22 protein-coding genes are annotated in these 22,314 nt (G+C 45.6%); 9 read left to right on the plus strand and 13 right to left on the minus strand.

All coding sequences use genetic code 11. The features are described 5' to 3' along the window. Genes xerC through LQZ07_RS23385 form a run of 5 tightly spaced genes read right to left on the minus strand, consistent with a single transcriptional unit; the run spans nt 1 to nt 3,847 of the window. Nucleotides 1–897 (minus strand): tyrosine recombinase XerC, encoded by an 897-nt coding sequence (gene xerC / locus LQZ07_RS23365; protein ID WP_152785415.1) that lies wholly within the window; start codon nt 895–897, stop codon nt 1–3. Between the two features lie 6 nt (nt 898–903). Then, the gene (locus tag LQZ07_RS23370; RefSeq protein WP_152785413.1) at nt 904–1,605 is read right to left on the minus strand and encodes a DUF484 family protein; all 702 of its coding nucleotides are present in this window, start codon (nt 1,603–1,605) and stop codon (nt 904–906) included. Next, the gene (dapF, locus tag LQZ07_RS23375) at nt 1,602–2,432 is read right to left on the minus strand and encodes a diaminopimelate epimerase (RefSeq protein ID WP_016400067.1); all 831 of its coding nucleotides are present in this window, start codon (nt 2,430–2,432) and stop codon (nt 1,602–1,604) included. The genes LQZ07_RS23370 and dapF overlap by 4 nt, the downstream gene beginning before the upstream one ends. Before the next feature lie 4 nt (nt 2,433–2,436). Continuing rightward, the gene (gene lysA / locus LQZ07_RS23380) at nt 2,437–3,690 is read right to left on the minus strand and encodes a diaminopimelate decarboxylase (RefSeq protein ID WP_152785411.1); all 1,254 of its coding nucleotides are present in this window, start codon (nt 3,688–3,690) and stop codon (nt 2,437–2,439) included. 28 nt (nt 3,691–3,718) lie between these two features. Continuing rightward, a complete protein-coding gene (locus LQZ07_RS23385) occupies nt 3,719–3,847 on the minus strand; it encodes a lipoprotein (protein ID WP_016400069.1) in 129 nt (42 codons plus the stop codon). A 74-nt stretch (nt 3,848–3,921) separates the two neighbouring features. On the opposite strand from LQZ07_RS23385, the gene cyaY reads away from it, so the two are divergent. Then, nucleotides 3,922–4,245 carry an iron donor protein CyaY gene (cyaY, locus tag LQZ07_RS23390; protein ID WP_343212557.1) on the plus strand — a complete coding sequence of 108 codons (324 nt, stop codon included), beginning with the start codon at nt 3,922–3,924 and terminating at the stop codon, nt 4,243–4,245. A 122-nt stretch (nt 4,246–4,367) separates the two neighbouring features. Here the strand turns inward: cyaY and LQZ07_RS23395 are convergent, their stop codons facing one another. Continuing rightward, nucleotides 4,368–6,842 (minus strand): class I adenylate cyclase, encoded by a 2,475-nt coding sequence (locus tag LQZ07_RS23395; protein ID WP_152785409.1) that lies wholly within the window; start codon nt 6,840–6,842, stop codon nt 4,368–4,370. Between the two features lie 253 nt (nt 6,843–7,095). Here LQZ07_RS23395 and hemC point away from each other — a divergent pair, with 253 nt between their 5' ends. The 4 genes from hemC to LQZ07_RS23415 are packed head-to-tail and all read left to right on the plus strand — an operon-like array spanning nt 7,096 to nt 11,130. Continuing rightward, nucleotides 7,096–8,022: a hydroxymethylbilane synthase gene (gene hemC, locus LQZ07_RS23400; RefSeq protein ID WP_371923300.1), complete on the plus strand. Its 927-nt coding sequence runs from the start codon at nt 7,096–7,098 to the stop codon at nt 8,020–8,022. A 60-nt stretch (nt 8,023–8,082) separates the two neighbouring features. Next, nucleotides 8,083–8,799, plus strand: coding sequence for a uroporphyrinogen-III synthase (locus LQZ07_RS23405; RefSeq protein ID WP_152785407.1), 717 nt, complete (start codon nt 8,083–8,085; stop codon nt 8,797–8,799). Beyond that, nucleotides 8,786–9,961, plus strand: coding sequence for a uroporphyrinogen-III C-methyltransferase (locus LQZ07_RS23410; RefSeq protein WP_194164212.1), 1,176 nt, complete (start codon nt 8,786–8,788; stop codon nt 9,959–9,961). The genes LQZ07_RS23405 and LQZ07_RS23410 overlap by 14 nt, the downstream gene beginning before the upstream one ends. Continuing rightward, entirely contained in the window at nt 9,961–11,130 is a 1,170-nt protein-coding gene (locus LQZ07_RS23415; protein ID WP_152785403.1) for a heme biosynthesis HemY N-terminal domain-containing protein, read from the plus strand. The genes LQZ07_RS23410 and LQZ07_RS23415 overlap by 1 nt, the downstream gene beginning before the upstream one ends. Before the next feature lie 63 nt (nt 11,131–11,193). On the opposite strand, the gene fre is transcribed toward LQZ07_RS23415, so the two are convergent. The 6 genes from fre to trxA form a co-directional block, all read right to left on the minus strand. Further along, nucleotides 11,194–11,889, minus strand: coding sequence for an NAD(P)H-flavin reductase (gene fre / locus LQZ07_RS23420; RefSeq protein ID WP_152785401.1), 696 nt, complete (start codon nt 11,887–11,889; stop codon nt 11,194–11,196). Between the two features lie 4 nt (nt 11,890–11,893). After that, entirely contained in the window at nt 11,894–12,166 is a 273-nt protein-coding gene (locus LQZ07_RS23425) for a 2Fe-2S iron-sulfur cluster-binding protein (RefSeq protein ID WP_152785399.1), read from the minus strand. Further along, nucleotides 12,166–13,632 (minus strand): 4-hydroxy-3-polyprenylbenzoate decarboxylase, encoded by a 1,467-nt coding sequence (gene ubiD, locus LQZ07_RS23430; protein WP_152785397.1) that lies wholly within the window; start codon nt 13,630–13,632, stop codon nt 12,166–12,168. The genes LQZ07_RS23425 and ubiD overlap by 1 nt, the downstream gene beginning before the upstream one ends. A 29-nt stretch (nt 13,633–13,661) precedes the next feature. Further along, a complete protein-coding gene (locus LQZ07_RS23435; protein ID WP_152785395.1) occupies nt 13,662–14,564 on the minus strand; it encodes a hypothetical protein in 903 nt (300 codons plus the stop codon). 38 nt (nt 14,565–14,602) lie between these two features. After that, nucleotides 14,603–15,868, minus strand: a complete 1,266-nt coding sequence (gene rho / locus LQZ07_RS23440) for a transcription termination factor Rho (protein WP_040306731.1) — start codon at nt 15,866–15,868, stop codon at nt 14,603–14,605. Between the two features lie 201 nt (nt 15,869–16,069). After that, complete coding sequence (trxA, locus tag LQZ07_RS23445; RefSeq protein WP_016400082.1) at nt 16,070–16,396, minus strand: thioredoxin TrxA; 327 nt, start codon at nt 16,394–16,396, stop codon at nt 16,070–16,072. A 345-nt stretch (nt 16,397–16,741) separates the two neighbouring features. On the opposite strand from trxA, the gene rhlB reads away from it, so the two are divergent. Together rhlB and gppA are read left to right on the plus strand one after the other, a co-directional pair. Beyond that, nucleotides 16,742–18,031 carry an ATP-dependent RNA helicase RhlB gene (gene rhlB / locus LQZ07_RS23450; RefSeq protein ID WP_152785393.1) on the plus strand — a complete coding sequence of 430 codons (1,290 nt, stop codon included), beginning with the start codon at nt 16,742–16,744 and terminating at the stop codon, nt 18,029–18,031. A 21-nt stretch (nt 18,032–18,052) separates the two neighbouring features. Then, nucleotides 18,053–19,540 (plus strand): guanosine-5'-triphosphate,3'-diphosphate diphosphatase, encoded by a 1,488-nt coding sequence (gppA, locus tag LQZ07_RS23455; RefSeq protein WP_256471340.1) that lies wholly within the window; start codon nt 18,053–18,055, stop codon nt 19,538–19,540. Nucleotides 19,541–19,543: 3 nt separating this feature from the next. Here the strand turns inward: gppA and LQZ07_RS23460 are convergent, their stop codons facing one another. Further along, nucleotides 19,544–20,338 (minus strand): hypothetical protein, encoded by a 795-nt coding sequence (locus LQZ07_RS23460; RefSeq protein ID WP_152785391.1) that lies wholly within the window; start codon nt 20,336–20,338, stop codon nt 19,544–19,546. Between the two features lie 307 nt (nt 20,339–20,645). On the opposite strand from LQZ07_RS23460, the gene purE reads away from it, so the two are divergent. Next, nucleotides 20,646–21,143 (plus strand): 5-(carboxyamino)imidazole ribonucleotide mutase, encoded by a 498-nt coding sequence (gene purE, locus LQZ07_RS23465; RefSeq protein ID WP_016400088.1) that lies wholly within the window; start codon nt 20,646–20,648, stop codon nt 21,141–21,143. A gap of 11 nt (nt 21,144–21,154) precedes the next feature. Next, entirely contained in the window at nt 21,155–22,231 is a 1,077-nt protein-coding gene (gene purK / locus LQZ07_RS23470; RefSeq protein WP_152785389.1) for a 5-(carboxyamino)imidazole ribonucleotide synthase, read from the plus strand. Nucleotides 22,232–22,314: the final 83 nt, after the last annotated feature.

Below are 22,314 nucleotides of genomic sequence, written 5' to 3' on the forward strand. Positions count from 1 at the left end.
TTAAGGTTTACGCTTTGCTCTAGGATGGGCGGCGTCGTAACTGGTGGCTAGATGGGTAAAATCAAGATGGGTATACACTTGGGTGGTGGCAAGATTGGCGTGGCCCAATAACTCTTGAACCACCCGCAAATCGCCACTGCTTTCTAATAAGTGAGTTGCAAAAGAATGACGCAATTTATGTGGATGCAAGGTACTAGATAACTGCATTTGTTGTGCCCAATACTGCAAACGTTTTTGCACGGTACGATGACTAATTCGCTGCTGCCTTACACTCACAAATAGCGCCGGCTCTTCTTCATCCATCACCAATAGTCGGCGTTGTTTAAGCCAGTGTTTGAGGGCCTGCTCCGCTTTGCTGCCAAAAGGCACCCAACGCTGTTTATTGCCTTTACCAGTAACAATAACCTGCCGCTGCTTAAAATCGATATCCTGTACGTTTAGGCTTACTAACTCGGCTAAACGCATACCGCTGGCGTAAAACAATTCCATCATCGCCAAATCTCGGCTAGCGACTAAATCATCTCCCTGCATTGAGAGCAGTTGGTTAAGTGAATCAACATCTAGGTTCTTGGGTAAAGGTTTATTTTGCTTAGGTGCAGAAACGCCGGCGACCGGATTAAGGCTCACTTTTTGTTGCTGAAGTAAATAATTATAGAAACTGCGTAATGCCGACAGTTTATTAGCCATGGAGCGTGCCGATAAACCACTGGTTTTAAGCTTAAGTAATACACTACGCACGTTGGCGCTGGTCACCTGTGACCATGAGCTACAGCCCAGATTTTCTAGCAGCTTACTCTGTTGTAATAAACTTCGTTGGTAGGAACTTATAGTGGCAGGGCTGTAACGACGCTCCACTTCTAAATAGTGAAGGAAGCGTTCTATATCATCCTGCATCATCAGATTTTACTGCTCTGACTGAAGAGGAACTAAGCGTAATAACAAATTGCTGATAACCTGACAAAGCTGAGTTAGCAATAAACTGTCCATGCCTGCTACGTAATGGTCGGCGTCACGGCTGGCGGCCACAAAAAAGCCCAGCTCTGCGTTATTGCCCAAAGGCATTAGCGCTACCGATGCAATGTCGTCGGTGTGATCAAATAACAACTCCAGCTCACCCTTTGTCATACGGCCAAAGTAATGTGGCTGCTGGCTTAAACGTGTCACTCTTACTCGCTCAATCTGCTCTTTCTCTAAGCCATACTCCGGGGAAAGATCTTCTAAGTTGAACTGGTGGCTTAAGCGCAGTGATACACGTTCCACACCAAGGTCATCCACTAAGGCTCGGCTTAAGCGATGCTGTAATTCGGCAAACGAATCGCAAGCCATTAAGTCTGGCAGCAAATCTACATAAACATGGTAAATACGCTCATTGAGGCTGGCCACACTCATTAGATCGGTGATTTCTTGTTCTAAGCTCAGCACCTTGTCACGCAATCGCTGAACTTGCAGCTCAACCAAGGAAACCGCACCTTTTTCTTTATGCGGTAAACGCAGTTGCTTAATAAGGCTTGGATGGCGCGCAAAAAAGTCGGGATTGTCGAGCAGAAACTCGACAACCAAACTTTCATCAATCAGCAAGGGCTGAGATAGATCAAACTCACTCATATATGTACCTGGCCATCAAAAACCATTGTTGCTGGTCCGGTCATTTTCACCGGTTTGCCTTCTCCAGCCCATTGAATACGTAAACGCCCACCGGGCAAGTCTACATTTACTGTCTCTGCCAACTTACCTTGTTGGCGCCCCACCACCATAGCGGCACACGCGCCAGTGCCACAGGCGAGGGTTTCACCAACACCACGTTCAAAAACGCGCAGCTTAATATTTTTGTCGTCGATAATTTGGCTAAAACCCACATTAACCTTTTGTGGAAAACGCTCGTGCTTTTCTAAGCGCATTCCCAAGGTTTCTAATGGCGCTTGGCTGATGTCGTCGACTTCCAAGACACAGTGAGGGTTGCCCATTGAAACAGCCCCAGCAAATACCGTTTGTTCTTGGTCACGCAAAATATAGGTTTTCTCAGCTTTTTTAGCTTTAAACGGAATTTTGCTTGGCTCAAATTCCGGCACACCCATATTAACCGTCACCTGGCCATCGTTCTCAACATGCAAAACGATTTTGCCAGACTTAGTGCTTACGCCAATACTGCGTTTATTGGTTAGCCCTTTATTTACAACAAAACGGGCAAAGCAACGTGCGCCATTGCCACATTGTTCTACTTCACTGCCATCAGCGTTAAAAATACGGTAGTGAAAATCTAATTCTGGATCGTAAGGCGGCTCAACCACCAAAAACTGGTCGAAACCAATACCAAAGTTGCGATCAGCCAAACGGCTAATCACTTCTTGGTTAAAAAACACGTTTTGAGTGACATTGTCGATAACCACAAAGTCATTTCCCAAACCGTGCATTTTAGTAAAGTTTACTAGCATTGGCTTATCCTTCAGGCAGCAGCGTTTCGCCGGCCCAAAGTGATGCTAAAACTTCACGCTCGCGCACTAGGTGAGCTTTGTCGCCATCTACCATTACTTCAGCGGCGCGACAGCGCGAGTTGTAATTAGAGCTCATGGTGAAACCGTAGGCTCCAGCAGAGCGCACTGCAATGTAATCATTAGGCTCAATGGCTAATTCGCGATCTTTACCTAAAAAGTCACCGGTTTCACACACAGGTCCCACCACATCGTAGCTGGCCATAGCCAGCTCTGGCTTGTTAATAACAGGGACAATTCGCTGCCAAGCGCTATATAAGGCAGGGCGCAATAAATCATTCATTGCCGCATCAACAATGGCGAAATTTTTACTCTCCGACATTTTTAAGAACTCAACTTTAGAGACCAAGATGCCAGCATTGGCCATGATTGCACGGCCAGGCTCAAACAATAGCTTGAGTTTACGATCGCCTAAACGCTCGGCTAAAGCACTGGCGTAATCGGCAGGCTCTGGCGGTACTTCATCATCATAATTAACGCCTAAGCCACCACCTACGTCTAAGTGCTCAATCACAATGCCTTGCTCGGCTAATTGATCGATGAGGGCTAGCAACTTATCAATGGCTTCTACAAAAGGAGAAATCTCAGTGAGCTGAGAGCCAATATGACAATCTACACCAACTAACTTCAAGCCCGGTAAACTGGCCGCATAAGCGTAGGCTTCAAGAGCACGCTCAATGGCGATGCCAAATTTGTTTTCTTTAAGGCCGGTAGAAATATAAGGGTGAGTACCCGCGTCGATATCTGGATTAATACGCAAAGAAATTGGCGCTTGTTTGCCAAGACTTTGGGCCACGCGACTAATACGGTCAAGCTCTGGCTCAGACTCAACGTTGAAACAGTGAATCCCGTGATTAAGCGCATCAGCGATTTCGGCTTCGGTTTTTGCCACACCAGAGAACACAACTTTACTTGGATCGCCACCAGCTTCAATCACTCGGGCTAATTCGCCGCCAGAGACAATATCAAAACCCGAACCCATGCGAGCCATAATGTTCAATACTGCCAGATTAGAATTGGCTTTTACTGCATAACAGATCAAATGTGGACGTTCGCCCGCCGCTTTATCAAAAGCCTTCCAATGACGCTCAATAGTGGCGCGAGAATATACGTATAGAGGCGTACCATAAGTACTTGCTAAATCAGCTACCGAGCATTGTTCTGCATGTAAGTGCTCGTTTTGATAACTAAAAAAATCCAATGATCTGTCCTTAATTGTGTTGCGTTGCTTACTCGCTTGGCGTTACTTGCTCGGGAGCGCTCTCTGGCTCGGCTGGCGGGTGGACTAAAGGTCCTTTTTGACCACATCCACTTAGGCCGATGCTTAGCAAAATAACGGCAATTGCTTGTTTGTTCATGATTAAGCCATGATTCTTTTTTGAATGCCCTCTATAATCCGCATTCGAAGCAAGAAAAGCAATAGGACAGGATGATTGTGATGAATGATAGCCAATATCACCAGCTAGTAGATGATGCCTTTGAACGTATCGAGCAAACCATGGACAGTGACGACTTCGATATTGAGTGTGACATCAATGGTGGCGTGCTAACACTCGAGTTTGAAAACCGCAGTAAAATGGTGATTAACAAACAAGAGCCTTTGCATCAGCTTTGGTTAGCCACTAAGTTTGGCGGCTACCACTTTGAGTGGCATGAAGCCGAACAGCAATGGATATGTAATAGAAGTGGTAACGAGTTTTGGAGCCTGTTGGTGGAGTCTATCACCAAGCAAAGCGGTGAAGAACTGAGCTTCTAATAGTAGGCGCTACAGCAATAAGATCAACTTGCCACTAGCCATAGACGACAGCAGGATTGTTATGTTTAGGGATAGCGGCAAGTTAGTATTAGGCTTGATATAAAAAGGAGGAAGTAAAACTTTTAACTGCTGCGGTAAGACTCAACCTGCCACTGACCATCTACAGCAACAATGTCGTAAAACTGCGGCAAATTGAAATTCACCACTTCATGACGGGTACCGTATTGCTCGCGAGAAGAGGTGTAAAAACGGTTAATGCCCTGCACCAACTCTTCTTTACTGCCTTCAAAATCTTGATACATTTCGATGCGATTATGCTCATCTACAATGTAAATATTGAAGCCGGTCGTGAGGTTTTCAAAGAAGTACTGAACCAAACCTTCACTGGCATGCGCTTCTACAACATTAGGCACTTTTTTGGTATTGCCGGCATTTAACTGCAAGGGCAAACGTTGCAATTTGTTGTTTGAAAGCTGGCGGTAAAACTCTACGCCATTTTCTAACTTTTTCACCGATACGCCACGGTCTTCAATAAACAAACCGTATTTTTCGTTACCCAATACAATGGTTTTAACAATCCGTTTATCCAAAGGCTGCAAACGGCTTTTAATGCTCTCGACCAATAGTTGCTTAAAGTTAGCGCCAATTTGCTCAGGCAAGTTTTCGCTGTAACAAAATACATCAATATGCTCAGGGATATTTGCGTCGCGGTGCATCTTGCCCAATATGGTTGTTAGTGCATCTACCACTGCACTATCACCCGAGAAGTGTAGTGTTCTAATTTCGTTCCAAGTATTGCGATAGACCAAATCTACCGAACCCACTAGGCAATCAGAGTCTCGACCAAAACTAAATACATCGGTAGAAATAGCATCAAACTCAATCACCTTGCCGCCCCAGTTGGCGGTAGGATCTTTTTCAAGGTTGATGAACACCCCAAGATGGCGAATTTCACAAGGTCGAGTTAAGGCTAAGTTGCTGGCTGCATCTACGTTTACTGGAAAGGCTCGGCGTAAATCTTCGGCAAATTGATTAAGCGTATCTAAATTTAAATCGCCCGGGTGAGTATGCAAGCTCAGCTGAGTTTGGTCAGTTTTAAGCTGATTGAAATAACTCCACGCTAATAACTTAGAAATGTAGGTGGCATGCTCTAATGGAGGCTGGCCGACAATCTCCAAGCCGGTTAACGGCTGCTTATACAAATACCAGCCTTCGGCGCAGCTGCGGCCTTTACCCACATGAATAAAGCTAAGGTTAGCTTCCGATAAATCGGGAGAAATTTGCGGGTTAATTAGGGTAACTTTACCCGGCAGGCTTTCAAAAGCAGCGTAGAGCTTACGCGACAAAATGCCGATATCTTCCGGGTTAATCGACTCACTAATGTCGTTACGGCGAGCGAAGCGAATTAGGTTACGATAGCTGAGCATCAACGCGTCTAGCAATTCGCTGTGGGCTAACCGCACATCTTGCACCTTCCAAGCACGGCGCAAATTCAAATGCTCAATTTTTTGTTGTGGCCATTCCCATTGTTTAACCAGTTTAGCCATAAAGCGCTGTTGCCAAGTTAGCGAACGAACATCTAACAGATCGCTCGGCAGCGGGCTACATTCACAGTTTTTTAAGTAAAAACAACGGCGCACTAAATCAAGACGGGCATAATCTTCAATGGACTCAAGGTATTGGGTCACCTTGTTAAGCATTAAATAGTAAGCGTCTTGCTCTAAGCCAAACTCTTTGCCCTGTTGCATCAAACGCTTAGCTTCTACCGCGAGTAGGCTAGGCTTTGGATAGTCGGCGGAATAGGCTTCCATCAACATGGTTTTAAGCACCGCTTTATAAGGCGAATCAATACCCTTATATAGCTGCCACAAACCTGAACCAAAATACTCTTCGGCAGGAATGGTATCTAAGCCGCCTAAGTCGAGCCATTGCTCATGATTAAATACACCTAGCTCAAATTGCTGCTGCACAAAACTGTCGTAGCTTTGTTCTAAATCACTGGGTACTGCAAACCACACCAGCTGCTTACCCGCTAGTGGTAGAGCGGTGCGATAAAACTCATCAAGTAACAGAAGGTGCTGGGCACTGCCACAATTGTCTTTAGACAATTCGCTAATTGAACCGGTTTTAAACTGGTTCTCTTGCACCATAAAGAAGTTAAGCTCTACGCCCTGATGGGCAGCCCAAGAAGAGATTTGCTCACACTTTTCTGCCAACAGAGCCACACGCTCTGGAGCTAGGTCGGTGTTATGACACACCCAAATATCCAAATCGCTAGATTCGGTTTGGCCTACTGTGGCAGTACTGCCCATAGAATACAAACCGAGAATCTCACAATGCTCAGGCTCTTCGGGACTGCATAAAAAGTGCTGCTGCAAATAAATGCCATGGCGAGCACTTGGCGCAAATTGACATACGCCGCTAGGCACGTCGCCTTCAATAAAACCAGGGATACAAGGGTGCGAGTAATGCAACATCGAAGGCAGCAGTTCAAATACCTGCTGTACAGCGGCTGGCATTGTTTGCAATGCTAGCTGCTTTCGGTGTTGATTAGTTTGGTTAGCCTTCTCTAGCAGAGTGGCAATCGTATCTCGCAAGTTTAAGTTACCTAGCTTTATCGCGTTTGTATTTAATGTAATTTAGACATCACTAAAGTGTGATCATCTTAACAGTTAGTATAATAGTGGTAAACAGATACGCACACTTTTAGTGGGTATATTTTAAGCAAGTTACCCTCACAAATACCTAAGCTAAAACAAACTTTTGGCTAGTTTTAAGCCAGTAATGCTTACTTGGGCTATAAACTAACTGGTGATACTATCTCCGGATAAATAAAAGAGGTAAGTGTTTGTGAATAAAGTCAGAATTGCCACGCGCAAAAGTCCATTAGCCATGTGGCAAGCCTATTTTGTGAAAGCTGAGTTAGAGCGTCACCACCCAAGCATTGAAGTAGAACTTCTGCCAATGAGCACCAAAGGCGACAAAATACTCGACACCCCTCTGGCCAAGATTGGTGGTAAGGGACTATTCATTAAAGAGCTTGAAGTAGCAATGTTGGAAGGTTTGGCCGATATTGCAGTGCATTCGATGAAGGATGTGCCAATGGAATTTCCTGAAGGCTTAGGTTTGCACTGCATTTGCCAGCGCGAAGATCCACGTGATGCCTTTGTAAGCAACAATTACCAAAACCTAGCAGACTTACCTGAAGGTGCGGTTGTGGGTACGTCTAGCTTACGCCGTCAATGCCAACTTAAGGCGCAACGTCCAGATATTCAAATCAAAGACTTACGTGGCAATGTTAATACCCGATTAGCCAAACTAGATGCCGGTGAGTATGACGCAATCATTTTAGCCAGCGCAGGTTTGTTGCGCTTGGAGATGCAAGACCGCATTAGAGCTTATATCGAGCCTGAGCAAATTTTACCTGCTGGGGGCCAAGGCGCTGTAGGCATAGAGTGTCGTAGCAACGATCAAGCCTTACTTGCATTGCTTGCCCCTTTGAATCACTCAGCAACAGCAGCACGAGTGACCGCAGAACGGGCGATGAACCGCCGTTTAGAAGGCGGCTGCCAAGTACCTATTGGCTGCTACGCAGAGCTTAAAGATGATCAATTGTTTGTCCGCGGCCTAGTAGGCGCCCTTGACGGATCTACAGTGATAGAAAAACACATTACTGGCAGCAGCCAGCAAGCGGAACAGCTTGGTTTGCAACTTGCTGAACAGCTGTTAGATGCGGGGGCTGAACCGATCCTTAAGGCGGTTTACCAACAACAATAAGAGGTAGCGGTGCAGGTACTTGTAACGCGGCCCGAGCCGCATAATCAACGGTGCGTAAGCATGTTACACGCCAATGGCTATCAAGCCATTGCTGCGCCTATGGTTAAAATAACCGCCAGTGAGCAAATTGGTGATTTACCAGCATTAGTTAAAACCGTTAACCAGCAACACTTAATCATTGCTGTTAGCCAATATGCCGTTGAAGCTTGCCAAACTTATCTTGCAGAACACGCCCTTAGTTGGCCACAAAACTGCCAATATTTAGCGGTAGGCAAAGCCACCGCCGAGTGTTGGCAGCAATATGGAGTGAAGGCCATGGTCCCTGCGCGCCAAGATAGCGAAGGCATGCTGGAGCTAATTAACAATCAACTGCAAGGTATTAAGCAAGCGCATATTCTGCGTGGCCAACAAGGCCGAGAATGGCTCGCAGAGCAGCTCCAAAAACAAGCCATTCAAGTTAACTATCTCACCTGTTATCAACGCCAATTGCTGCACTATTCAACGCAACAACTTGATCAATGGCGGTCACAGATCAACACTATTGTGGCGACAAGTGGTGAAATTTTGAAACACCTTACTACCCTTATGAGTGAACCTAAGCAACTAAGGTGGCTAACAAATACCAAACTATTGGTACCCAGCCAACGTTTGCTTGAATACGCAAACAGCTTAGGTTTTATGCATACAGTATTGTGCGACGGCGCATCAGATAAGGCTTGCATCGACGCGTTAGCGCGAATGCAGTCATCTGCAAGGAATGAAAATGACCAAAAATAAACAATCAGATAGTCAAACAAAGGCTACCGACATTAGCGATTCAAGCAGTGCTAAAGAACAACCAACCAGCAGCGCTGCCGCTACGCCTCCCCCTAGCAACACACCATCAGCTCCCGCCAAAGGCGACAAACTAGCAAAAATATTGGCCATTATTGCCATTATTCTCAGCCTATCTATTGCTGTAGGTTTATATTGGCATGGACACCAATTTAGGGAGCACGCAGATACTCAGCTACAACTTTTAAAAACCACTTTACAAGCTAAAGAACAAAACCTAATTAGCGCGCAAGCTAGCAGCAATAATCAAATCAATGAATTATCGCAAAGTGTTGCAGGGCAAAATCAAGCCATGGCCGCTTTGCAAGCCCAGCTAGAACTCACCGAGCAAAACCGCAAAACCATAGAACGCCAACTAGCCTTACTGAATATTAAAGATGCTAACCATTGGCGACTCAACGAAGCCAACTATTTGTTGCAATTAGCTGCTTATAAACTGTGGCTAGAGCAAGATCCAGTTACTGCTATTGCCCTGCTCACCGAGGCCGACAACAGCATAAACAATGCCGACGACCCACACTTGTTACCATTGCGGCGCGCGATTAATACCGACGTGCAATTGCTAAAAAGCATTCCATTGGTAGATAAAGAAGGCATCGCATTTCGCTTAGAAGGCATATTGCAGCAAGCAGAAAGCCTACAACTGGCGGAAATTGAACTGCCAGAAGCGGTAGCAGCACAAGACAATCAACTAAGTGCTGACAGCGCCGACTGGCAAGACAATCTAGCCAAAAGCTGGCGTAAGTTTAGCGAAAACTTTATTACTGTGCGCCGCCGCGATGGCCAAGTAGAGGCGCTTATTGAGCCACAGCACGCCTGGTACTTAAAAGAAAACCTGAAACTTCAATTACAACAAGCCGAGCAGGCATTGTTCCGCTCGCAAGGCGAACTATTTAAAGCCAAATTACAACGCGCCGAACAATGGGTGAGTGAATTTTTCATTCAAAACTCCCAAGCCCAAGCGATGATTGAAGACTTAAAGCAACTACAACAACTAGAAATTGTCGATAAACTGCCAGAACAATTAAGCAGCCTAGGCGCCGCCGAACAAGCGATTAAAGAGCGCCAACAACGCTTATTGCCTTCCTTAGAAGGAGCTGAGTAATGGTTAAAATCATTGTTCTTTTAGTCTGTCTCGCGCTGGGTTTAGCGCTAGGCCCGCAACTAGCGGGCAATAAGGGCTACGTGCTGATTGCCTTCGATAATTACACCATTGAAATGTCGGTCACCAGTGCATTATTCCTTAGCTTTATTTGCTTTTGTGTATTGTTACTCAGCCTATGGCTAGCTCGTTGGCTATGGTTAAGTTTTTCCCGTAGCGGTGCTTGGTGGGGTCACCGTCGTAAGCAAAAAGCTAACAGCCATACCCAGCAAGGTATGCTGGCCATGATGCGCGGCGACTATCAAAGTGCCGAAAAACTGGTGAGTAAAGCAGCCAATTTAAGCGACGCACCTGCACTAAACTATTTAACCGCAGCTGAAGCGGCGCAAGAGCAAGGCCAAGATAAAAAACGAGATAAGTACCTAGAGCAAGCAACCCGCATCACCAATAACGATGCCGCAGTATTAATCACTCAAGCTCGCCTGCAACTTAAGCAACAAAACTACAGTGCAGCATTAAGCAGCATTGAGCAACTGCCTCATGAGAACCTCAAGCAAGATGCTGTAAAACGCATGTTACTTACTATTCTTCCTGAGCTTAGCCTTTGGCAGCGCTATATCGATTTACTGCCGCTGGCCCTTAAAGCAGGCCTAATTGACAACGACCATTATCAAACACAGTTATCTAGTGCCTACAAAAGCTTGTTTTTGGAACTCGCCAATAGCCAAGGCTCTGATGCCGTAGCCCAACACTGGAATGGCATGCCCCGTAAACAAAAGAAACAGATGGCCATTGCTGCGGCCGCTTGCCGGGCTCTAATTAGCGCTGGCGACAATGCAGCGGCTTATCAATTGCTTGGCGATCTCATCAACCGAAATCTTGATAGTGAGTTATTAGAGGTTGCAGCAGAATTACACCTGAACGACGTGCACCCCTTGCTTCAGCAGCTATCTAGCTTACGCCGTAAACACCCAGAAAATGCTGCTTTACTGCGTTTGATTGCTCAATTACACCTGCAACAACAACAGTGGGAAGAAGCAAAAGCGCTGTTTGAAGAAAGCATGAAGCTAGCGCCAAGTGCAGAATGTTATCAAGGTTTAGCTGAGGTACACCGCCAACTAGATGAACCCGAACAGGCAATTCATTACTATCGTCAGGCACTGGCTATCTAAAACACCAAAAACTGAAAACAAAAAAGGCGAGCTTAGCTCGCCTTTTTTATTCAAATAGAATGCTTAAATAAATTCGTAAGCATCGCCATGTAATTGTTCAATCGGCAAGCCCTGCTTAGTAAACGCAGTTCTGGCTACATCAGCCATTTCAAACCGTCCAGCAATGTATACTTCTAAACCGCTCATATCGGGGAAATCTTCTAGCACGGCTTCATGCACTAAGCCCTTTTTACCGGTCCACTGCGGCATTGCTTGCTCAAGCACCGGCACAAACTTAACCTGATCTAACTCTTCCCATTGGTAGGCCAACTCATGCAAATACAAGCCCCCTAAGTTACGTCCGCCCCAATACAAATAGATTTCGCGGTCTTGTTCGGTATCTACAAGGTGTTCAATAATGGATTTAGCATAAGAGAAACCGGTGCCGCCCACCATAATCAGAATTGGTCGCTGGCTAGCCTCGTCAAAGCCGGCATTACCAAATGGCATTTCAACTTCAACTTCACCACTTTTCTTTAGTTTGTCAATTACCTGCCTAGCATAGGGATTGCCTTCTGGGGCACCAATATGCAACTCTAGTACATCGCTTTGCTCGGGTGAACTGGCTAGTGAAAACGGTCGTTTATCATCTTCTGCCATAACAATTTGCAGGTACTGACCAGCCACAAAGCTCTGGCTCTCTTGTGGCTGTAATTCTACATTAAAAATATCATCTAAAATCGGCGAGACCGATGCAACCTTACAACTAATGCGCTTCATACTTTCACCCTTCTAAACTTATATTCAAATCTGATTTTGCACTGGCTAAGCAAGCTAAAAACCAACCTTTGGCTTGTTCGGCTTCACTTAGCATTGGCGCCATTCCATGGTAAATAATCTCGCCGGATTTACACCTGGCTAAGCAACTACAGCAACCACCTTGACGGCATCGATGTGGCCAATCAATGCCCTGCGCTAAAGCGGCTTCAAGAATACTTTGCTGAGGCCCAACACTAAATACTTGCTGCGCTATTGTTACTCGATAATTGTTGGTCATTAGTCTATGCCTAATTGATTCCAAATACTATCTACACGCTGTTTCACTTCTGGAGCCATTTCAATTACTTCGCCCCACTCCCGATTGGTTTCACCGGGCCATTTATTGGTTGCATCCATACCCATTTTTGAGCCTAAACCGGAGACGGGTGATGCAAAATCTAAGTAATCGATGGGTGTATGATCGATTAATGTAGTATCGCGTGTTGGATCCATTCGGGTAGTAATAGCCCATATTACATCCTGCCAAGAACGGGCGTTGATATCATCATCACAAACAATGACAAACTTGGTGTACATAAACTGCCGTAAGAAAGACCAAACCCCTAACATCACCCGCTTAGCATGCCCCGGGTATTGCTTCTTAATGGTGACCACCGCCATACGGTAAGAACAGCCCTCTGGTGGCAAGTAAAAATCTACAATCTCTGGGAACTGCTTTTGCAAAATAGGCACAAAAACTTCGTTCAAGGCAACGCCCAACACAGCCGGTTCATCTGGCGGACGGCCGGTATAAGTGCTGTGGTAAATAGGATCTTTACGCATTGTAATGTGAGTAATGGTAAATACCGGAAACTCATCAACCTCATTGTAGTAGCCGGTATGGTCACCATAAGGGCCTTCTGGAGCCGTTTCATTAGGCTCTAAATAACCCTCTAGAACTATTTCAGCACTGGCAGGCACTTCTAGGTCATTACTTATACATTGAACAGTTTCGGTCCTACCGCCACGCAGTAAACCGGCAAAGGCATATTCCGATAGGGTATCTGGAACAGGCGTCACGGCGCCAAGAATGGTTGCCGGATCAGCGCCCAGCGCCACCGACACCGGATAAGGTTTACCCGGATTGAGTTCTTGGAACTCGCGAAAATCAATAGCACCACCACGGTGTGATAACCAACGCATAATAAGCTTATTTTTGGCTAGCTTTTGCTGGCGATAAATACCTAAATTCTGGCGCTTTTTATAAGGACCTCGGGTAATAGTTAACCCCCAGGTAACCAACGGCGCAACATCCCCCGGCCAGCAATGCTGAATCGGCAACTTATCTAAGTCCACCTCATCACCACTCCATACAATTTCTTGGCAGGGCGCAGAACGTAGCTTTTTAGTTGGCATATTAAGCACTTGCTTAAATATGGGCAGCTTTTCCCATAACTCTTTTAGCCCTTTAGGCGGCTCAGGCTCTTTTAGATAAGATAACCAAGTGCCTACTTCACGCAAGGCAGACACTGACTCTTGACCCATGCCTAAAGCAACACGCTCGGGGGTACCAAACAAGTTACCCAATACTGGCATTGAATGGCCTTTTACATTCTCAAACAATAAGGCTGGACCGCCGGCTTTTAAAGTTCGGTCACAAATCTCGGTCATTTCCAGTTCGGTAGACACTTCTAAGCTGATTCGTTTGAGCTCTCCACGTTGCTCTAACAAATCAATGAAATCTCTCAAGTCTTTATATTTCATTGTAATAACCTGGTTTTTGGCTTGTGTAGTTATTGAGACTGCATCTCAATCATTACCATTGCAGCCAACTCTTGGTGTTCTGATTCTCTAAACTGCGCCAAAATAAACTGGGCAGCGGGAGGATATACTCGACCCAAACGGGCAATAGCACTGTATGAAAAATACAACAGTTCTGAATTTTCTGCTGCTCCGCGAAGCAAGTGATAGGCACGCTCTGCCGGTAGTCGCTGAATGAGCCACTCAAGCAATGACACACTATATTGATCCATTGGCAGGCTCAGTACTTCGGCCAAGGCTTCATCACTGCCAATACCAATTGCCATAGCAACTCGCACGTTATTATCTGGAAAATACAAACGATCAGGCATATGCAGCTTTACATATTCAAGCTGCTCTGGGGTTAATTGCCTAAAAGCCCGCATCACATCCAACTGCTGCGCCAATAGTAACGGATTGTTTTTTCTAAAGATCAATGACCATTGAAATTCATCTCGCAACAGTTCACTTAAATAAAGCTGTGAGCGTTCTGCCGATACTTTATTAAGAATTAAACTTCGCGCCAGGGCAGGGTAATCAAAACTAGGACGAATAACTTCATAGCCGTCGATGACTGCAGCTTCGCGCACTGTTGGTCGCTCGGAAGCCAGTTCTAGTAACCAGTTTTTTAAAGTTTGGTCTGGAATATGATTATTTTGATGTAAATAACGCAGGCTTTCAAAAAGCAAAACCTCTCTATCATGAGGGCGTAAATAAGGCAGTAGATCAATCACCCAAGCGGGCTGATTTTGCATTAAGGTATCAACGCTGCGCTGCAATATCATTAGCGGCACATCTTGATAAAGTGGTTGTGAGGGCGGATTAGGACCTTGCTGCTCCGCTTGAGCAGACAGGTGAAATAATAGCCCAAGAAGTAGCAGTAAGCGTTTCATCATCCAAAACGAAACTGGCCGAATTAACGGCCAGTTTTAACTTACTTCTTCTGCGCTTTCATCGCGTCAAAGAATTCATCATTGGTTTTGGTCATAGCCAATTTATCAATTAAGAACTCCATGGCGCCAGTTTCATCCATTGGATGAACAATTTTGCGCAAAATCCACATTTTTTGTAGTTCGTCGGCGCTAGTTAACAACTCTTCACGACGTGTGCCAGAGCGGTTAATGTCGATTGCTGGGTAAACACGTTTTTCTGCAATCTTACGGCTTAAGTGCAGCTCCATGTTACCGGTACCTTTAAACTCTTCGTAGATAACTTCGTCCATCTTAGAACCGGTATCTACAAGTGCAGTAGCGATAATAGTTAAGCTGCCACCTTCTTCTACGTTACGAGCCGCACCAAAGAAACGTTTTGGACGGTGCAATGCATTGGCGTCTACACCGCCGGTTAATACCTTACCAGAAGAAGGAATTACTGTGTTGTAAGCACGCGCTAAACGAGTAATTGAATCAAGCAAGATAATTACGTCTTTCTTGTGCTCAACTAAACGCTTGGCTTTTTCAATTACCATTTCAGCTACTTGAACGTGACGGCTAGCAGGCTCGTCAAAGGTAGAAGCAATTACTTCACCACGAACCAAACGTTGCATCTCGGTTACTTCTTCCGGGCGCTCATCAATTAGCAATACAATCAATTCACACTCAGGGTGGTTAAATGCCACGTTTTGCGCAATGTTTTGCAGCAACATGGTTTTACCAGCTTTTGGCGGAGCAACAATCAAACCACGTTGGCCTTTACCGATAGGTGAAGCCAAATCTAATACACGTGCTGTGATGTCTTCGGTAGCGCCATTACCACGCTCCATACGCAAACGATCATTAGCGTGCAGCGGGGTTAAGTTTTCGAATAAGATTTTGTTACGCGAGTTTTCTGGCTTGTCGTGGTTAACTATGCCAATTTTAAGCAATGCAAAATAACGCTCACCTTCTTTAGGCGGGCGAATCTTACCTTCTACCGTATCACCGGTACGCAAGTTAAATCGACGGATTTGACTTGGAGAAACATAAATATCGTCAGGACCAGCTAAGTAAGAGCTGTCGGCGCTACGTAAAAAGCCGAAGCCATCTTGCAAAATCTCCAGCACACCATGACCAAAAATCGCTTCGCCGCTTTTCGCGTGAGCCTTTAAGATCGAGAAGATAATGTCTTGCTTGCGTAAGCGGGCTAGATTTTCTAAGCCCATTGACTCGCCTAGCGTAATCAGTTCATGGACGGGGGTATTTTTTAGCTCAGTTAAATTCATAATGGTGAGTTTTCAATTTTTATCGAAATAGGCTGACGGCAGCATGAGTTAGGTATAGTAGAGAAGCTTACTCGACTGTTTAGTCGGCCAAGAGGTAGCCTTTATTACGGGCGTAGGAAAAATTCGAAAATAAAATTAGCACTAATGTGGGGAAAGATCCAGCAAAAGCAGGCAACGAATGTCGACCTGCTCACATTGTTACTACAGGTTTTCGTCTAAAAACGCTGTTAGTTGGGCTTTTGATAGTGCACCAACCTTGGTAGCAGCTACTTTACCGTCTTTAAACAGCAGTAACGTTGGAATTCCGCGAATACCAAACTTTGGCGGTGTACCAGCATTTTGGTCGATGTTTAGCTTACCTACCACTACTTTGCCATCGTATTCGTCAGCAACTTCGTCAAGGATAGGTGCAATCATTTTACAAGGTCCACACCATTCAGCCCAAAAATCAACTAGTACTGGTGTGCTTGAGTTTAGTACGTCTGCCTCGAAGCTGTCATCGCTCAACTGAACTAATTTATCGCTCATTTAATACTCCAAAATTCTATGTTATCTGTCTCGATAATTTCATGACTATTTGAAATGATCCGACCAATGAATGCAAGCCTAAGCTCATTCCAAGGGAATCTAAGCTACTACCAATTAACATAAGTGCTAGCGAATCACCCCTATTTGGTTTTGCTCACAAAATCTCGCTAGTAAATAAAGAAAGGCAATAGACCGATATAATTACAAGTAACTAGGGTCTGCAGCGGATTCATCCATGGGAATTAACTGCAAATTCTCAGCGCTTAGATCACAGCCGCAAACAACTCAACACATTTACCAAGAATGGGTGCTGGTAGTGCCACTTAGCTGTGATATGCTTACGCAATGAGCAAAACACATTTAACAGAACTCCGATTTGCCGAGTTAGGACTGCAAGATAAGGTATTAACCGCCTTAGAGCAGCACGGCTATCACAATTGCACCCCAATCCAAGCGCAAAGCCTCCCAATCTTAACCACTGGTAAAGATATTGCGGGCCAAGCTCAGACCGGTACGGGGAAAACTCTAGCCTTTTTAGTTGCTACGTTTAATCATTTGCTAACCACAGCAGTGCCCGAAACGCGTCAACAAAATCAACCGCGTGCGATTATTCTCGCACCAACTCGCGAATTAGCTATTCAAATCCATAACGATGCTCGCTTACTTGCTAAAGCAACGGGTCTCAAGTTGGGTTTGGTCTATGGCGGCGAAGGTTATGCCAGTCAGCGTGCCACTTTAGATGAAGGTGTAGACATTCTTATCGGTACAACCGGGCGAATGATCGACTACTTCAAAGAAGGTGCATTTAGCTTAAATGCCGTGCAAGCCATGGTATTAGATGAAGCTGATCGCATGTTCGACCTTGGTTTCATTAAAGACATTCGTTATTTAATGCGCCGCATGCCAGAGCCAAAAGCGCGTTTAAACATGCTGTTCTCAGCCACGCTTTCTTTTAAGGTAAAAGAATTAGCGTTTGAGCATATGAACGAACCGGAACACGTTATTGTAGAGCCCGAACAAATGACCGGCGCTCGCATTCAAGAAGAACTGTTTTACCCGTCTAACGACGACAAAATGGCCTTGTTGCAAACTCTAATAGAAGAAGAGTGGCCAGAACGCGCCATAATTTTTGCTAATACTAAACACCGTTGTGAAGATATTTGGGGCCACTTAAGTGCCGACAAACATCGCGTTGGTTTGCTAACCGGTGATATACCGCAGCGTAAGCGAGTGCAAATACTAGAACAGTTCACCGAAGGTAAACTTGACGTATTAGTCGCTACCGATGTTGCAGCCCGTGGCTTGCACATTCCGTCGGTAACCCATGTTTTCAACTATGACTTACCAGACGATGCCGAAGATTACGTGCACCGTATTGGCCGAACAGGTCGTGCTGGCGCAAGTGGCCATGCCATTAGCCTTGCCTGTGAAGAGTACGTATTTAATTTACCTGCCATAGAAGAGTACATTAAGCACCCAGTGCCGGTAAGCCAATATGATACCGAGGCGCTAATGCGTGATTTACCCAAGGCAACGCGAATCCATCGCACCAAAGGTAATAATAGCCGTGGCGGTAACCGCAAAAATAGTCGCGGTAATAGCGGTCACTCTAACCAGCGACGTCAGCGTCACTAAGCAGTAGATTCAAGGAACAGCGTGTCTAAAGTTTCACCCCTATATGCAGCCATTGATTTAGGTTCCAACAGCTTCCACATGTTAATTGTGCGGGAGCTGAGTGGAAGCGTGCAAACCATTGCCAAGGTGAAGAGAAAGGTGCGCTTAGCCGCAGGCTTAGATGCCAACGACAAGCTCGATCACGCATCCATGGTGCGTGGTTGGCAATGCTTGAGCTTGTTTGCCGAGCAGCTAAGAGATATACCAGAAGCGCAAATTAAAATCGTTGCCACAGCTACTTTGCGTCGCGCGACTAATGCTGATGAGTTTTTGCAGCAAGCCGAAAAAATTCTCAACCACAAGATCCATATCATTAGCGGCGAAACCGAAGCTAAAATTATTTACCGTGGCGTGGCACATACCAGCAGCGGCAGCGGTAAGCGTTTAGTCATTGATATTGGTGGTGCCAGTACCGAGCTAGTAGTCGGCGAGCAAAGCGAAGCCTTGCTACTGAACAGCCTAGATATGGGCTGTGTTACTTGGTTAAAACGTTTCTTCCAACAAGAGCTTAGCGAAACCAACTTTGAGCTAGCCATTGATGCGGCTAAAGAAGTGATCTCCCCAGTACTTAGCGATTATCGCCGTCTAGGTTGGCAAAGCAGCGTGGGTGCTTCAGGTACTATTCAAGCACTGTTAGAAATTGTGACCGCTCAAGGTCTTGATGAACGTATTACCTACCAAAAACTAAAGGCAATTCAACAACAAGTGGTTGCTTGCGGCACGCTTGAAAAGCTTGATATTAAAGGTTTGCTTGAAGAGCGAAAACCGGTATTTGCATCTGGTTTAGCGATATTAATTGCGCTATTCGAAAGCCTGCAGATAGAGTCACTTTCCTTGGCCGGAGGTGCCTTACGTGAAGGACTGGTATATGGCCTACTTAGCCAAAAAGATACCAGTAGTGTAAGAGCCCGCACCGTAGAAAGCTTTGTAAAACGTCATCGCATCGACAATCAACACGCCGAACGCGTAGCAAACTGCGCCTTAACTATGGCGCAACAAGTAATACCCAAGCTTAGTAATCGTGCCTTAAGTCTGCTGAAGTGGGCAGCCATGTTCCATGAAGTAGGGTTAAACATTGAGTTTAAGAAAGCGCCCCAACACGCCGCATATATTATTGATCATTCAGATTTGCCCGGTTTTACCAGCGCACAAAAACACTTTGTTTCCTGCCTCTTGTTAAACCAGCGTGGTGATTGGCAAAGCGAACTTCTTGCTCAACAAAATGCCTTAGAAAAGCCCGAAGCTTTGGTGCTGGCTAGATTATTACGCATTGCGATTATCGTGTGCATGCGCCGCACCGAAGGTAGCGTACCTAAGATAAGCGTGTTTCAAGCCGAAGAGGATTGGCGGCTATGTTTTCCGCCCACCTGGAATGAACAACATCCTTTACGCGCAGCCGAACTAGAACTGGAAGCAAAAGTGCAAAGCCAAGCGGGTTATCCCTTAGAGATTATTGAAGCACTTTGTTAAGTGCTAGTTAGGTGTAGCCAACTCAATTTTTACCCGTCGGCGATAATTAAGTAAATCAAAGTCTTCTCGCCAGTATTCTTCAATCAGCTTATCCAACAAGCCACTGTCTTCAGCCTTTTTTAAAGCATCTTCAATAATGGCCGCCAGCTCTGGCTGAGAGTTACTCACGTAAAACTGAAAATCACGCTCATACTGCAAAATTAAATAGGGCTCTATCGCTAAATAAGGGTGTTGTAGTGAGTCATTAACAATCTCGGTAAATCCTCGCGAGAAGTAGTCGATACCGCGTTTATGGTTAGCCACCATTTTGTACAAACGACGCCACTCACCATCAACCTCAACGGTTTTTAGCTTGTTAGCTTGCCATACATCTACATCAAACCAATTTTTGCCAAAACCACCGGTTTTATCCAGCTTTTGAAAGTCTTCTAGCGTATTTACAAAACGATAAGCATCAACCTCAGAGCGCGGCACCAACAATAGTCGGTGACCAATTAAGCCGTTGGTTAAGCCCACACGAACTGGAGTGAAATTTGGGTCTTTATCACGCTCGGCCGACGCTAACAGCCACACCAAACTTAATTGGCCATTACGTAGCATCGACTCAGCCCGCTTTTGCGGTAAATTAGATGAGGGAACATCAATCACCGGCTGGTGCCCAGCTTCAAGCAGGGCTTGCTCTAATAGTTCATGATAAAAAATGTGTGAATCATCGGAATAAGCAGGCAAACGCAACTCTACGTTAGCTGCCATTAGCGGGGCACTGAGTAGAGATAAAATAACCACAAGTTTCCACATTGCTTCTCTCCTTAGAGGCTAATGAATTCTATTGTTAGCTATAGGCTACTGTACTCATTTAACAGTAGTCCAAATCTACTCAATTCGTATTGATTAAGCAGTAAACATCACAAAAATAGCAAGCACCTGAACTTTTATCCAAACAAAGCACTGTACAGCTAGAACAAAATTCGATTTTGCAGGCTAACACTGCGCTAATATTGACCTTAGCGGGTAAGGCTGGCAAACTGCGCGCGCAAGTAGACAACAATTTTGTTGCCGCTAAGAAACGTGTTACCACTGTGCTATTTAAGTCGAGGAGAATACAATGCCACAACCACAAGTTGCCATCATCATGGGGTCAAAAAGTGATTGGCCAACTATGGAAAACGCCGCCGAAGTACTAGAACAATTGGGCGTTGAATTTGAGGTTGAAGTAGTTAGTGCTCACCGCACTCCCGACAAATTAATGGAATTTTCAGCCAACGCTGCCGACCGTGGTATTAAAGTGATTATTGGTGGTGCCGGCGGCGCAGCTCACTTGCCAGGCATGGTAGCGTCTAAAACCCGTTTACCAGTACTTGGTGTGCCAGTTCAAAGTAAAGCCTTAAACGGTATGGATAGCTTGTTATCGATTGCCCAAATGCCAAAAGGCGTAGCAGTTGGTACTCTTGCCATTGGCACTGCTGGTGCTTATAACGCGGGATTGTTTGCTGCACAGATTTTAGCTACCACTAACCCAGAACTAGCTGAGCGTATCGAGGCTTTCCGCAGTGCCCAAACAGAATCAGTATTAGCCCACCCAGATCCTCGCGTAGCTGAGTAGTGGTAAGCAAAATGAATAAGATTTGGATTTTAGGTGCGGGCCAATTGGGAGCAATGCTAAAACACGCAGCGCAACCATTAAACATTGAGGTTCGCCCAGTAGAAACTGACGAGACTGATACCTTTGATATCGCTGCCAACGACATTATTACCGTTGAGCGCGAGCACTGGCCTGTAACGCCAGCCACCGAACAGCTTACTCAACACTCAAGCTTTCTTAACAGCCCGGCTTTAGCTCAGCTAGCAGACCGAGCAAGCCAAAAGAAATTGCTCGACAGCTTAGGCTTAGCCACCGCCCCTTGGGTAGATGTAAAACAAGGTCACAGCGCTGAACAACTGTTTGCTGAGTTAGGCGAACGAGTATTGCTAAAGCAGCGCTCTGGCGGCTACGACGGCAAAGGCCAGCATTGGTTAAAACTTAGTGGCAACGCTGAACAACGTGCCATTCCACAAGACTGGTTAGATCATTGTATTGCAGAACAAGCGATAGGGTTCGACGAAGAAGTATCACTTATTGGTATGCGCCATGCCAACGGTGACACCGCATTCTACCCACTAGCGATTAACCAGCATCATGAAGGTATTTTATTAGCCACGGTATCACCGGTTGCGAGTAAAGCTAGCCTTCAGGGCCAGGCTGAAAATATGCTCGGTAAGCTAATGGACTCGCTAGATTACGTGGGTGTAATGACCATGGAATGCTTCCAGGTTGGCGATAAGTTGCTGATTAATGAGATAGCACCTCGCGTACACAACAGCGGCCACTGGACCCAAGCAGGCTCTAGCCTTAGTCAGTTCGAGGCGCATATTCGAGCCGTGGCAGATTTGCCCTTAGTGCAACCTTTGGTTAAAACCCAAAGCGTGATGCTTAATCTGATTGGTGTTGAGTACAATCATCAGTGGCTATGCGTGCCAGGGGTGGAGGTATTTTGGTATGGCAAAGACGTTCGTCCAGGGCGTAAAGTTGGCCACATAAACATCAGCATTGCAGAGCGTTCACAATTACTAGCAAGTTTAGCGAAATTAGAACCGCTGATGACGCCTGTATACGCCGACGCAATAGCTTGGTTAATTAAGCACCTAGATTAAGTAACTTGGCAATGTAACCAGGGTTACATTGCCAAACTTCCGATTAAACAGTCGCGATCTAAGCTAATTCACAGTAGTTTTAC

It is taken from the genome of Agarivorans sp. B2Z047, assembly GCF_023373605.1.
GTDB classification, from domain to species: domain Bacteria; phylum Pseudomonadota; class Gammaproteobacteria; order Enterobacterales; family Celerinatantimonadaceae; genus Agarivorans; species Agarivorans albus.